Origin of the sequence: Micromonospora noduli, assembly GCF_003264365.1 — a bacterium.
Classification (GTDB): domain Bacteria; phylum Actinomycetota; class Actinomycetes; order Mycobacteriales; family Micromonosporaceae; genus Micromonospora; species Micromonospora noduli.
Genome location: NZ_PYAK01000028.1, coordinates 17,829 through 30,942, shown reverse-complemented (window position 1 = coordinate 30,942; position 13,114 = coordinate 17,829). Strand labels below are relative to the sequence as shown.

The following is a 13,114-nucleotide window of genomic DNA, read 5'->3' as shown; positions in this document are numbered from 1 at the left end:
AGGGCTTGCAGAGCACCCCGCAAGAACTTGCCGGTGGGCTAAAGTGCCGCCATGCGCGCTCGACTGTCCGACATCGCCCAGCAGGCCGAAGTCAGCGAGGCCACGGTGTCGCGGGTGCTCAACGACCGCCCCGGCGTGGCCCCCGAGACCCGGCAGGCCGTCCTCACCGCCCTCGACGTGCTCGGCTACGAGCGCCCAGCCCGGCTGCGTAAGCGCAGCGCCGGTCTGGTCGGCCTGGTGGTGCCGGAGCTGGACAACCCGATCTTCCCCGCCTTCGCCCAGGTCATCGAGTCCACACTGGCGCAGAGCGGCTTCACCCCGGTGCTCTGCACACAGACCGCCGGCGGCGTGACCGAGGACGAGTACGTGGAGATGCTGCTGGACCGGCAGGTCTCCGGGATCGTCTTCGTCTCCGGTCTGCACGCCGACACGGCCGCCAACCACGACCGCTACCGGGCGCTGCTCGCCCGGCCGTTGCCGGTCGTGATGATCAACGGGTACGTGCCCGGCATCGGGGCTCCCTTCGTCTCCTGCGACGACCGGGAGGCGGCCGAACTGGCCGTCGCCCACCTGGTCGCGCTCGGGCATCGACGGATCGGCCTGATCACCGGCCCGGACCGGTTCGTCCCGGTGCAGCGCAAGGTGGCTGCCTGGCGCTCCGCGATGACCCGGCTGGCCGGCGTCGCCGAGGCCGACCTGGGTCCGCTGGCCGAGCTCTCACTGTTCGGAGTGGAGGGTGGCGAGGCGGCGGCCGGCCGCCTGTTGGACCGCGGCGTCACCGGCGTGGTCTGCGGCTCCGACCTGATGGCGCTCGGCGCGATCCGGGCCGCCCGCCAACGCGGCCTCGACGTCCCCGACGGCCTCTCCGTGGTCGGCTACGACGACTCCCCGCTGATGGCCTTCACCGACCCGCCGCTGACCACCATGCGGCAGCCGGTCACCGCCATGGCGGTGGCCGCCGTCCGCGCCCTGGTGGACGAGATCAACGGGCACGGCGCCCCGCACTCGGAGTACCTGTTCCGCCCGGAGCTGGTGGTGCGTGGCTCCACAGCTGTCGCGCCGAGTTCCGCACGCCTGTCTTACGCAAGATCTGCTTGACTCTTGCAGCGACGGGCCGGCATATTGCTCGAATGATCAGCACCACCACCCCGCCACATGCCACCGACGACGACTGGTGGCGCTCCGCAGTCGTCTATCAGGTGTACGTCCGCAGCTTCGCCGACAGCGACGGCGACGGCACCGGCGACCTCCAGGGCATCCGGCAGCGCCTGCCGTACCTGCGCGACCTCGGGGTGGACGCGCTCTGGCTGACCCCCTTCTACACCTCGCCGATGATCGACGGCGGGTACGACGTGGCCGACTACCGGGACGTCGACCCGATGTTCGGCACCCTCGCCGACTTCGACGCGATGATCACCGACGCGCACGCCCACGGCCTGCGGATCATCGTCGACCTGGTACCCAACCACACCTCCAGCGCGCACCACTGGTTCACCGCGGCGCTCGCCGCCGGCCCCGGCTCACCGGAGCGGGCCCGCTACCTCTTCGCCGACGGCCAGGGCGCGCACGGCGAGTTGCCCCCGAACGACTGGGAGAGCATCTTCGGCGGCCCCGCCTGGACCCGGATCGCTGACGGTCAGTGGTATCTGCACCTGTTCGACCCGTCGCAGCCGGACCTGAACTGGCGTCACCCGGAGGTCCGCGCCGAGTTCGAGGACGTGCTGCGGTTCTGGCTGGACCGGGGCGTCGACGGATTCCGCATCGACGTGGCGCACGGCATGATCAAGGCGGAAGGGCTGCCGGACGTCGGCTTCAGCTCGATGACCACCGGCCAGCGCCAGGTCGAACTGCTCGGCAAGGGCCGGCTGCCGTACTTCGACCAGGACGAGGTACACGAGATCTACCGGGCCTGGCGGCCCATCCTGGACAGCTACCCGGGCGGTCGGATGGCGGTCGCCGAGGCGTGGGCCGAGACGCCACAGCGCCTGGCCCGCTACATCGGCCCGGACGAGCTGCACCAGGCGTTCAGCTTCGACTTCCTCGACGCCACCTGGTCGGCCGACTCGTTCCGCAAGGTGATCGACACCGCGCTGGCCGAGGCGACAGTCGTCGGAGCGCCGACCACCTGGGTGCTGTCCAACCACGACAAGCAGCGGCACGTCACCCGGTACGGCGACGGCGTCGAAGGGCTGCGCCGAGCCCGGGCCGCCAGCCTGCTGATGCTCGCCCTGCCCGGCTGTGCCTACCTCTACCAGGGCGAGGAACTGGGCCTGCCGGAGGTTCTCGACCTCCCCGACGAGCTGCGCCAGGATCCGGCGTTCCTGCGCACCGGCGAGAGCCGCGACGGCTGCCGGGTGCCCATCCCGTGGAGCGGCGAGCTGGCCCCGTACGGTTTCGGGCCGGCCGGCAGTGAGCTGAGCTGGCTACCCGCCCCGGCGCTCTGGCAGGCGCTGTCCGTCACGGCGCAGACCGGCGTACCCGGCTCGACCCTGGAGCTGTACCGGACCGCGCTGCGAATCCGCCACGTTCATCCCGCGCTCGCCCTCGACGCCGACGGGGTCACCTGGCGGGAGAGCGAGCCGGGCGTGCTGGCCTTCTCCCGCACCTCCGGCTCGACAGTGCTGACCTGCGTGGTCAACTTCAGCGGCGCGCCGGTCCTGATCGACGGGTACGGTCAGCCACTCGTCGCCAGCGACGAGCTCACCGAACAGGGCTCCGGCCAGCTGCTGCCAATTGACGCGGCAGTCTGGTTGGAACGGCGCTGAACGGGTAACTCGTGCTCGACCTGGTCGTTCGTCGTGCCCCGCGCCGACGGGCGACTGGGCTACCGGCCCCTTGTGGTGGGGGGTGAGGTGCCACCGGCGCCGCGCGGAGTCCGCTCCGCGTGGCGCCGGTGTCCGTGTGCCGCCGGTGGTTAGATCCGCAGATGTCTGGGGTACCGAATCGGGCACCATCACTACGGAGGTGACCCATGGTGGTACGGATCGCCCAGTGCACGCTCGACGTCGAGGACCTGGACCTGATGGTCTCGTTCTGGTCCGCGGCGCTCGGCTACGAGGTCGAGAAGGGCGACGACGGCAGCGCGAAGCTCTGGCCGCCGGGGCAGCCGTCCGCCGCCGCGCCCACCGTGTGGTTGCAGGGCTCGGGCACCGCCAAGCGGGGCAAGAACCGGCTGCACCTCGACCTGGTCGCGGACACCGACCCCCAGTCCGAGGTACGGCGGCTGCTGAGCCTCGGCGCGCAGCAGGTCGACGTCGGGCAGACCGGAGCCGAACAGTTCACGGTGCTCGCCGATCCGGAGGGCAACGAGTTCTGCGTGCTGGACCGCGCGCCGACCCGCTGACGTCTCACTTCGCGGTGAGCAACGCCGCGATCCGGGTGAAGCCGGCGCGTACCTCGGCCTCGTCCGGCGGTTCGGCGGGCTCACCGTGGCCGGCCTCGTCGGCTGCCGCGTCCAGCTCCTCGTCGATCACGTCCTCGAAGTCCCCGTACAGGTCGGCGCCCTCCACCTGGCGGGCCTCGTCCTCGGCGGCAACCTGCGCGGCGGCGATCTCGCTGCGGATCTCGTCGGCGGACAGCGCCGGCAGCAGCGGCTCCACCACGGCCATCAGCTGCTCCTCGGCCACCACCGCCTCGGCCAGGGCCAACGCGTGCGGTCGCTCGTACGGCCCGCAGACCACCGGCTCCCACTCGTCGAGATCACCGAGCGGACCGAAAGTGATGATCCATGGCAGGCCGAGGAGCGGTGAGTCCGCCGGCAGGTCCAGTGTCATGAGTGCGCCCACCGGCTCATCATGGTCCGCGAACGCGAGCGACGACGCCATTCTGCTCAGTTATCGCCCGTCTGACTGTCGATCGGCGGCCGGTCAGCCGGGGCGGACCGCGTCCAGGGCGGCGCGGACCAGGGCGAGCGCGGTGGCCGGCGGCACGCCGAGCCGGGCCGCCTCCGCCGCGTAGCCGGCTGCCGCCCGCTGCAACCGGTCGACGGCGTCGTCCCGCCCGGGAGCGACGAAGGTGCCGTTGCGCCCCCGGGTCTCCAGCAGCCCGGCCGTCTCCAGCTCCCGGTACGCGCGGGCCACCGTGTTCGCGGCCAATCGCAGGTCGGCAGCGAGCTGCCGGACGGTGGGCAGTCGGCTGCCCACCGGCAACCGGCCGTCGCCGATCAGCTCGGCGAGCTGCACGCGCACCTGCTCGTACGGGGGTACCGACGAGTCCTGGTCGACCGAGATCAGCACCTGCGCGCCTTCCGTCATCAGCCCGCACCGCCCGGCGTACCGGGGTCGATGCCCTCGTCGACATCCTTCGGTGCGGCGGGGGTCTCCGCCAGGTCCACCACTCGGCCGTTGGTGCTGGTCGCCAGGAGCGCCGCGCCGAACAGCACCAACTGGTTGAGCAGGTAGAGGTAGAGCAGTAGACCGACGGCGCCGGCCACCACTGTGTACGCCGGGTTCCGCTCGGTCCGCACCACGTAGTACCGCCCAACGGTGTTCAGCAGCGTGATGCCGACCGCCACCAGCACCACCACCGGGCGCAGCCGGGACCGGCTCATCCGCAGCCGGGGCACGGCCAGCAGCAACGCGGTGGCGAGCACGGTGTTGACCAGCACGCTGAGCACCGCGCTGATGGTGGTCAGACCCACCGACCCGGTGCTACGCAGCAGGAAACGCAGCAGCGACTCCAAGGCGTCCACCGCCGCGACCGAGACGCCGAGCAGCACGAAGACGCCGATCATCACGCCCAGGTCTACGAGCCGCCGCACCACCAGATTGCCCGGCTGCTGGTTGAGCTGGTACATCAACCGCTGCGAGGACCGGATGGCCTCGACCCAACCGATCCCGGTGAAGACCAGGATGACCAGGCCGACCACACCGACAGTGCCGCTGGAGTTGGCGATCTGCTCGGCGTCCAGGAACGGCAGATTCTCCTTGAGGAAGTCGGCCGCCGCCGCGCTGACCTCGTCGTTGTCCTCCAGGATCGCCCCGAAGATGGAGAACGCGACCAGGGCGAGGGCGAACACGGCGAAGAAACCGTAGTAGGCGATGGCGGCTGCCAGTCGGCCGGCCAGCACCTCGCCGTACAGCACCCCGGCCCGCCACACATGATCGAAGAGCCCCGACCGGTGGCGCGCGGCGCTCACCCAGCGGTCGATGCCCGCCTCGATCCGGCCGATCACGTTCACGCGATCATCCTCGCCGATCTCCCACCGCTGTAGTGGCAACCGGCTCCCGATGCTCGCCGGCCGGCGCGTCGCCGATGCTTCAGGTGCTGGCGGTTCGGTTGCCGGCGCTTCAGTTGCCGAGGCGGAAGTCCCGACGCGGCTGCCACCTGGCCTGCCCGCTGTGCGAGAAGAGGGTGAACCCGTCGACCTCGAACATCGCGGAGAAGTCGGCCAGATCCTCGTACACCTTGTCCAGAGCCTCCGGCGCCACGTCCTGAGCCACTGTGACGTGCGGATGGTACGGGAACCGAAGCTCGCGGTGCAGGCCCGGCGCCGCGGCGATGGCCGCGGCCAGCAGTTCGCACTCACTGATCCCGGCGGCCACCGCGACGAACACCACCTGGGTGACCGGACGGAACGTGCCGGTGCCCCGCAGGTGCAGCGTGAACGGCAGGTGCGCGGCGGCGACGGCGGCCAGGTGCCGCTCGACCGCCGGCAGGTTGGCCGTCCGGATCTCGGTGGGCCCGAGCAACGTCACGTGCGCGGGCACCGCCAGCGGATCACCGGCCTCGACCCGCCGCCGGGTGAGCAGGGCACCCCACGGCTCGGGGATGTCCACCGCGATGCCGATCTGGATGGTGTCGCCGGTCGGCGGCATCCCGCCACTGCGATCCACGCTTCGCGCCGCCCCTCCGACCACCGAGCCGTCCACCTGTACCGCGGAGCTACTCGCCGCGCACGGGCGGGAAGAACCCGACCCGCTCGTACGCGGACCGCAGGGTCGTCGCGGCCACCGCACGGGCCTTCTCCGCGCCGGCCGCGAGCAGCTTGTCCAACTGCGCCGGATCGTCGAGGTAGCCGCGGGTGCGCTCCTGGATCGGCCGGACGAAGTCCGTCACCACCTCGGCCAGCTCCTTCTTCAGATCGCCGTAGCCACGGCCCGCGTACGCGGCCACCAGCTCGTCGATGCTGCGGCCGCTGAGCGCCGAGTAGATGGTCAACAGGTTGGACACACCCGGCTTGGTCTCGGCGTCGAAGACGATCTCCCGACCGGTGTCGGTCACCGCCGAACGGATCTTCTTCGCGGACCGGGCCGGATCGTCGAGCAGGTCGATGATGCCGGCCGGCGAGGACGACGACTTCGACATCTTCGCGGTCGGGTCCTGCAGGTCGGTGATCTTGGCAGTGTCCTTGACGATGTGCGGCGCGGGCACCGTGAAGGTCGCGCCGAACAGCGAGTTGAAGCGCTGAGCCAGATCCCGGGAGAGCTCCAGGTGCTGGCGCTGGTCCTCGCCGACCGGGACCGCGTTGGCCTGGTAGAGCAGGATGTCGGCGGCCTGGAGGACCGGATAGGTGAACAGCCCGACGCTGGCCCGCTCGTTACCCTGCTTCTGCGACTTGTCCTTGAACTGGGTCATCCGGCTGGCCTCGCCGAAGCCGGTGATGCAGCCGAGCACCCAGGCCAGCTGCGGGTGCTCGGGCACCTGCGACTGGACGAACAGGGTGCTGCGTTCCGGGTCGAGCCCGACCGCGAAGAGCTGGGCCGCGGCCACCCGGGTCCGCTGGCGCAGCAGCGCCGGATCGTGCCCCGCGGTGATGGCGTGCAGGTCCACCACGCAGTAGAACGCGTCGTGGGTGTCCTGTAGCGCCACCCAGTGCCGCACCGCGCCGAGATAGTTGCCGAGGTGGAACGAGTCGGCTGTCGGCTGGATGCCGGAGAAGACGCGGGGCCGGGCGGGAACGTCGGACATGGCGATAATTCTGTCAGCAAGCAACCCGGTCCGTCATGACGGGCCGGCGGGTCGGCTCCGGCCCGCCGGTGCCGGGGTGCTGACCTCGCCTGCTTCGCCCGCGCCGACCCGGCGCGTCGGCCCGACCGCGACCCGGCGGTGCTGCCCCGCCATCGCCTCCCGGGCAGGCTCGGGGCCACCGCCCGCCGAGGCCGACGCGGCGTCGTACTCGCGGCGCCGCCCGGTGCTCTGCTCGCGGTCCGGCTCGGTGCTCTGCTCGCGGCGCTGCTCGGTGCGGACGGCGGAGACGGCGATCTGGGCCACCCGGCGGCCGTCCAACGTGAGCACCCGCAGCAGCCAGCCCGCCGGCAGCTCGGGCGGATCGGGCGCGCCCACCTCGGCGGGCTCACCCGGCACCGGCACCTCGTCGCCGGTCACCGGGAGCCGGCCCAGCGCGGCCATGACGAACCCGCCCACCGTCTCGTAAGGTCCGGCGGGTAGTGCCACCCCGGTCCGCTCGGCGAAGTCAGCGAGGTTGAGGCGGCCGTCCACCACGGCGGGCAGGCCGGCGTGCACCGGGTCTGGGGTGGCGTCGTACTCGTCGTGGATCTCGCCGATCAACTCCTCGATGAGGTCCTCCAGGGTGACGATCCCGGCCGTGCCGCCGTACTCGTCGACCACCACCGCGAGGTGCTGACCCTCCCGGCGCATCTCGGTCAGCGCGGCGAGCACCCGTTTGCTGCCCGGGAGCCGCTTCACCTCCCGGGCCAACTCGCCGACGGTGACGCACGGGTCGGCGTCCGGGCGCAGCAGTACGTCACGGAGGTGCACGAAGCCGACCACGTCGTCGTGCGTGCCGTCGGTGACCGGGTAACGGGTGTGCGTTTCGGCGCGGACCAGTCGGGCGGCTTCGACGATGGTCAGCCGCGCCGGGAGGAAGACCACCTCGGTGCGCGGCATCATCACCTCGCGGATCAGACTGGCACCGGCCACCAGGACCTCGTCGATGATCCGACGCTCGTCCGGGTCGAGCACAGTGTTCGCCGCGACCAGGTCCCGCAGATCGGCCTCGGAGATGTGCTCCCGGCCGGCCGTCGGACCGGTCCCGAGCAGATCGGTGACGAGTCGGGTGGCGCCATCCGCGGCGCGCACCAGCACCCGGGCGACGGCCCGGGCGAGCGGGCCAGGGTCGCGGCGGGGGTGTGCCCGCGCGTGTCGCCGGAGCCCGGTACGGGCCGCTTCCCGCATGACAGAGATGGTAGACACCGTGGGCCCACCGCACCGGGGATCACGCGGAGCGGCGGAGAGATGTTCGGCTCTGTTTAATCATGAGAGATTATGATGGAATGGGGTTGACGGTGGCAACGGCGAGAGCGCCGGCCACCGCCCTAGTGTGATCACCGAAGGGCCACGTCCCGGGCGGGCCAGGCAGGAGGCAACGACGTGAAACTGCTCGTCACCGGGGGCGCCGGCTTCATCGGGAGCGTGGTGACCCGGATGCTGCTCGACGCGGGTCACCAGGTGGTCATCCTGGACGACCTGCGCACCGGCCACCGCGAGGCCCTCGCCCCGGACGCCACCCACGTGGAGGCGTCCATCCACGACGCCGCCCAGGTCATCACCGCGGACGCCGGGTTCGACGGAGTGCTGCACTTCGCCGCCCTGATCGCCGCCGGCGAGTCGATGGTCAAGCCGGAGCTGTACTGGCACAACAACACCATCGGCACGCTCGCGCTGATCGACGCGGTCCGGGCCGCCGGGGTGCCCCGGATGGTCTTCTCCTCCACCGCCGCCGTCTACGGCAACCCCACCGAGCTGCCCATCACCGAAAACGCGGTCAAGGCACCCACCAACACGTACGGCGCCACCAAACTCGCCGTCGACATGGCACTCACCTCCGAGGCGATCGCGCACGGGCTGGCCGCCGTGTCGCTGCGCTACTTCAACGTGGCCGGCGCCCACCTCGACGGCGACATCACGCTCGGCGAGCGGCACGACCCGGAGACGCACCTGATCCCGATCGCGCTGGAGGTCGCCGCCGGCCGGCGCGAGAAGCTCCAGCTCTTCGGGGACGACTACCCCACAGTGGACGGCACCTGCGTCCGCGACTACATCCACGTCGCCGACCTGGCCCGCGCGCATCTGCTGGCGCTGGGCGCGGCCACCGGCGGCCAGCACCGCATCTACAACCTGGGCAACGGCAACGGCTTCACCAACCGGCAGGTCGTCGACGTGGTCCGCGAGGTCACCGGGCACCAACTGCCCGTCGAGGTCGCGCCGCGCCGCGAGGGCGACCCGGCCGAGTTGGTCGCGTCCTCCGCGCTGGCCCGCGAGGAGCTGGGCTGGGTGCCGCAGAAGCCGACCCTGCACGACATGGTCGGGGATGCCTGGGCGTTCTACCGCACGCACATCCTGGGGCAGTCATGACCCACCCGAGCAGTGACGTCGCCGAGCGGGCTGCGGCCGGCTTCTCCGCGCAGTTCGGCGCCGAGGCCTCCGGCCGCTGGGCGGCCCCTGGACGGGTCAACCTGATCGGTGAGCACACCGACTACAACGAAGGCTTCGTGCTGCCTTTCGCGCTGCCGATGCGTACCGTCGTCGCGGCCGACCGGCAGGACGGGGAGCACTGGACGGCCTGGTCCGAGCTCTCCGGCGAGGCGATCACCTTCGGCGCGGACGACGTCGCCGAGCCGGGTCGGGTCACCGGTTGGGGCGCGTACGTCGCGGGTGTGGTCTGGGCGCTGCGCGAGGCCGGTCACCCGGTGCCGGGTGCCCGGCTGGCGATCGCCTCCGACGTGCCGCTGGGCGCCGGGCTCTCCTCCTCGGCCGCGCTGGAGTCGGCCGTGCTTGCTGCCCTGCTCGACCTCGGCGAGCTGGAGCTCGCCCCGGAACTGCAACCCCGGCTGGCGCAACGGGCGGAGAACGTCTACGTGGGCGCGCCGACCGGGATCATGGACCAGTCCGCGGCCATCCGCTGCCGCGCTGGGCACGCCCTTTTCCTGGACTGCCGCGACGAGTCGGTCGAGCACATCCCGTTCGACCTGGACGCCGACGGGCTGGCGGTGCTGGTCATCGACAGCCGGGCACCGCACCGCCACGCCGACGGGGAGTACGCGGCCCGCCGCCGCTCCTGCGAGGCCGGGGCCAGTGCGCTCGGCGTTGCCGCCCTGCGCGACGTGGGCGTCGACCAGCTCGACGCCGCATTGGCGCGGCTCGACGACGAGGAGACCCGGCGACGGGTCCGGCACGTGGTGACCGAGGACCAGCGCGTACTGGACACGGTGGCGCTGCTCCGCGCCGCCCGGGTCCGCGACATCGGCCCGCTTCTGACGGCCTCCCACGTCTCGATGCGCGACGACTTCGAGATCACCGTGCCGGAGATCGACACGGCGGTCGAGGCGGCGTTGGCGGCCGGTGCGCTGGGTGCCCGGATGACCGGCGGCGGCTTCGGCGGCTGCGTGCTCGCGCTGATCGAGGCCGACCGTGCCGACGCGGTAGCCGCCGCCGTGACCGACGCGTACGCGCAACGGGGTTTCACCGCCCCCGGCACCGTGACGGTCCTCCCCTCCCCCGGCGCCACCCGCCTGCCCTAACCCCCACCCCACCCACCGCCCACCCCACCGCCCACCCCACCCCTGCGGTGATCAAGGGGTTTGCGTCAACTCGAGCCCGAATCCTGACGCAAACCCCTTGATCACCGGTCAGGGGCCGGGAGCCGGCGGGGCCGGGCGAGGGCCGAGGGCCGGGCGTGGGCCGAGGGCCGGGCGTGGGCCGAGGGCCGGGCGTGGGCCGAGGGCCGGGCGTGGGCCGAGGGCCGGGCGCAGACGGCGATGGAGATCGTGCTTGTTCATGGATGTAGTGGCCTCGTCAACGGGCGAGGCCACTACATCCTGGATCGAGCGCGATCTTGCGCGCGGGCGCGGGGCGGGCGGCCGAGCCGCCGGCGGCGGGCAAACCGGCGAGCCGCCGCCGGCGGGTTGGGGTTAGCTGGCTTCGACGATCATGGCGGCACCTACCGTGCGGTTGGTCGCCTCGTCGATGATGACGAAGCCGCCGGTGGTGCGATTACGGCGGTACTCGTCGGCCAGCAGCGGCACCGTCGTGCGCAGTCGCACCCGGCCGATCTCGTTGAGCCGCAGTTCGTCTGCGGACTCGTCGCGGTGCAGAGAGTTGATGTCCAGCCGGTAGTGCAGCCCGCGCACGATCGCCCGTGCCGACCGGGTGGTGTGCTTGATCGCGTACCGGCCGCCGACCCGTAGCGGAGCAGTCTCGTCCATCCAGCAGACCATCGCCTCGATGTCCTGGGCCACCGCCGGCGCGTTGTTCGGCCGGCAGATCAGGTCACCTCGCGAGATGTCGATCTCGTCGGCCAGTCGTACCGTCACCGACATCGGCGGGAACGCCTCCGGGACCGGTCCGTCGGCGGTCTCCACGGCGGCGATCCGGCTGGTGAAGCCGGAGGGCAGCACCATCACCTCGTCACCCGGCTTCAGCACGCCCGAGGCGACCTGGCCGGCGTAGCCGCGGTAGTCGGTGACCGTGGTGGACTGCGGACGGATCACGTACTGGACCGGGAACCGGACGTCGACCAGGTTGCGGTCGCTGGCGATGTGCACCCGCTCCAGGTGGTGCAGCAGCGACGGGCCCTCGTACCAGGGCATGTTGTCCGACCGGGTGACGATGTTGTCGCCGCGCAGAGCGGAGACCGGCACCACGGTCAGGTCCGGTACGTCGAGCTTCGCCGCGAACGCGGTGAACTCGTCGGCGATCCGCTCGTAGACCTCCTGCGACCAGTCGACCAGGTCCATCTTGTTGACACAGAGGACCAGGTGCGGCACCCGCAGCAGGGAGCAGAGGAACGCATGCCGGCGGGACTGCTCGACGAGGCCCTTGCGCGCGTCGACCAGGATCAACGCCAGGTCGGCGGTCGATGCCCCGGTGACCATGTTGCGGGTGTACTGGATGTGGCCTGGCGTGTCGGCGATGATGAACTTGCGCCGGGGGGTGGCGAAGTACCGGTACGCCACGTCAATGGTGATGCCCTGCTCCCGCTCGGCACGCAGGCCGTCGGTGAGCAACGCCAGGTTGGTGTATTCGTCACCGCGGGCCGCGCTGACCGCCTCCACGGCGGCCAACTGGTCGGTGAAGAGCGACTTGGTGTCGTAGAGCAGCCGCCCGATCAGGGTCGACTTCCCGTCGTCCACACTGCCGGCGGTGGCGAACCGCAGCAGGTCCATCGGCCGGGCCTCCGGCCCGGCCCCGGTAACAGCCCGCGCCTCCGCATTCGCGGACGCCACGATCTCGGTGCTCATCAGAAGTAGCCCTCCCGCTTGCGGTCCTCCATGGCGGCCTCACTGACCCGGTCGTCACCACGGGTGGCGCCGCGCTCGGTGATCCGGGTGGCCGCCACCTCCTCGATGACCTTCTCCACGGTGTCCGCGTCGGAACGGACCGCGGCGGTGCAGGAGGCGTCGCCGACGGTGCGGTAGCGCACCTGCGCCTTGAACCGCTCCTCGCCCGCGCGGGGGCGGAAGAACTCGTTGACGGCGTAGAACATGCCGTCCCGCTCGATCACCTCGCGCTCGTGCGCGTAGTAGATCGACGGCAGCGGGATGCGTTCCCGGGCGATGTAGTGCCAGACGTCCAGCTCGGTCCAGTTGGACAGCGGGAAGACCCGGATCGACTCACCTGGGTGGTGCCGGCCGTTGTACAGCGACCACAGCTCCGGCCGCTGGTTCTTCGGGTCCCACTGACCGAACTCGTCGCGGAAGCTGAACACCCGCTCCTTCGCCCGCGCCTTCTCCTCGTCCCGGCGGGCGCCACCGAACAGCGCGTCGAAGCGGTGCTTCTCCACCGCGTCCAGCAGCACCGGTGTCTGGATGCGGTTGCGCATGCCGTCACCGGACTCCCGGACCATGCCGCTGGCCAGGGCCTCCGGCACGCTCGCCACCACGAGTTGCAACCCCAGCTCGGCGACCCGTTGGTCGCGGTATTCCAGGACCTCGGGGAAGTTGTGCCCGGTGTCGACGTGCATGACCGGGAAGGGGACGTTGGCCGGGGCGAACGCCTTCTGCGCGAGCCGCAGCATGACGATCGAGTCCTTGCCACCGGAGAAGAGCATCACCGGGCGTTCCATCTCGGCGACCACCTCGCGCATCACGAAGATGCTCTCCGCTTCCAAGGCGTCCAGGTGGGAGACCTGGTACGCCGCGGGGGTGGTCATGAC

The 13,114-nt window shown here is 71.3% G+C and carries 12 protein-coding genes and 1 pseudogene; 5 read left to right on the top strand and 8 right to left on the bottom strand.

All coding sequences use genetic code 11. The annotated features are described in order from the left end of the window. Positions 1-51 precede the first annotated feature (51 nt). From GUI43_RS20735 to GUI43_RS20725, 3 genes are all read left to right on the top strand, one after another. Positions 52-1,098 (top strand): LacI family DNA-binding transcriptional regulator, encoded by a 1,047-nt coding sequence (locus GUI43_RS20735; protein ID WP_112581627.1) that lies wholly within the window; start codon positions 52-54, stop codon positions 1,096-1,098. Between the two features lie 32 nt (positions 1,099-1,130). Then, positions 1,131-2,765, top strand: coding sequence for a glycoside hydrolase family 13 protein (locus tag GUI43_RS20730; protein ID WP_112699559.1), 1,635 nt, complete (start codon positions 1,131-1,133; stop codon positions 2,763-2,765). Between the two features lie 206 nt (positions 2,766-2,971). Then, positions 2,972-3,343, top strand: a complete 372-nt coding sequence (locus GUI43_RS20725; protein ID WP_112581629.1) for a VOC family protein — start codon at positions 2,972-2,974, stop codon at positions 3,341-3,343. Positions 3,344-3,347: 4 nt separating this feature from the next. Here GUI43_RS20725 and GUI43_RS20720 read toward each other — a convergent pair whose 3' ends face one another. The 6 genes and pseudogenes from GUI43_RS20720 to GUI43_RS20695 form a co-directional block, all read right to left on the bottom strand. Further along, positions 3,348-3,785 (bottom strand): hypothetical protein, encoded by a 438-nt coding sequence (locus GUI43_RS20720; RefSeq protein ID WP_091394593.1) that lies wholly within the window; start codon positions 3,783-3,785, stop codon positions 3,348-3,350. 81 nt (positions 3,786-3,866) lie between these two features. Beyond that, positions 3,867-4,253: a GntR family transcriptional regulator gene (locus GUI43_RS20715; protein WP_112581630.1), complete on the bottom strand. Its 387-nt coding sequence runs from the start codon at positions 4,251-4,253 to the stop codon at positions 3,867-3,869. Next, on the bottom strand, positions 4,253-5,179 hold the full coding sequence (locus GUI43_RS20710) for a YihY/virulence factor BrkB family protein (RefSeq protein ID WP_112581631.1): 927 nt from the start codon (positions 5,177-5,179) through the stop codon (positions 4,253-4,255). The genes GUI43_RS20715 and GUI43_RS20710 overlap by 1 nt, the downstream gene beginning before the upstream one ends. A gap of 109 nt (positions 5,180-5,288) precedes the next feature. Continuing rightward, the gene (locus GUI43_RS20705) at positions 5,289-5,816 is read right to left on the bottom strand and encodes a 2'-5' RNA ligase family protein (RefSeq protein ID WP_112602069.1); all 528 of its coding nucleotides are present in this window, start codon (positions 5,814-5,816) and stop codon (positions 5,289-5,291) included. Positions 5,817-5,883: 67 nt separating this feature from the next. Further along, complete coding sequence (trpS, locus tag GUI43_RS20700) at positions 5,884-6,909, bottom strand: tryptophan--tRNA ligase (RefSeq protein WP_112581632.1); 1,026 nt, start codon at positions 6,907-6,909, stop codon at positions 5,884-5,886. A gap of 219 nt (positions 6,910-7,128) precedes the next feature. Beyond that, positions 7,129-8,043 (bottom strand): annotated as a pseudogene (locus tag GUI43_RS20695) (hemolysin family protein); the annotation flags it as partial. A 342-nt stretch (positions 8,044-8,385) separates the two neighbouring features. Here GUI43_RS20695 and galE point away from each other — a divergent pair. Together galE and galK are read left to right on the top strand one after the other, a co-directional pair. Then, a complete protein-coding gene (gene galE / locus GUI43_RS20690; protein ID WP_249037803.1) occupies positions 8,386-9,315 on the top strand; it encodes a UDP-glucose 4-epimerase GalE in 930 nt (309 codons plus the stop codon). Continuing rightward, on the top strand, positions 9,312-10,481 hold the full coding sequence (galK, locus tag GUI43_RS20685) for a galactokinase (protein ID WP_112581634.1): 1,170 nt from the start codon (positions 9,312-9,314) through the stop codon (positions 10,479-10,481). Before galE ends, galK begins: the two co-directional genes overlap by 4 nt. Before the next feature lie 390 nt (positions 10,482-10,871). Here the strand turns inward: galK and GUI43_RS20675 are convergent, their stop codons facing one another. Together GUI43_RS20675 and cysD are read right to left on the bottom strand one after the other, a co-directional pair. Further along, a complete protein-coding gene (locus tag GUI43_RS20675) occupies positions 10,872-12,125 on the bottom strand; it encodes a sulfate adenylyltransferase subunit 1 (RefSeq protein WP_124863102.1) in 1,254 nt (417 codons plus the stop codon). Positions 12,126-12,199: 74 nt separating this feature from the next. After that, a complete protein-coding gene (cysD, locus tag GUI43_RS20670) occupies positions 12,200-13,111 on the bottom strand; it encodes a sulfate adenylyltransferase subunit CysD (protein ID WP_091394617.1) in 912 nt (303 codons plus the stop codon). Between the last annotated feature and the right edge of the window lie 3 nt (positions 13,112-13,114).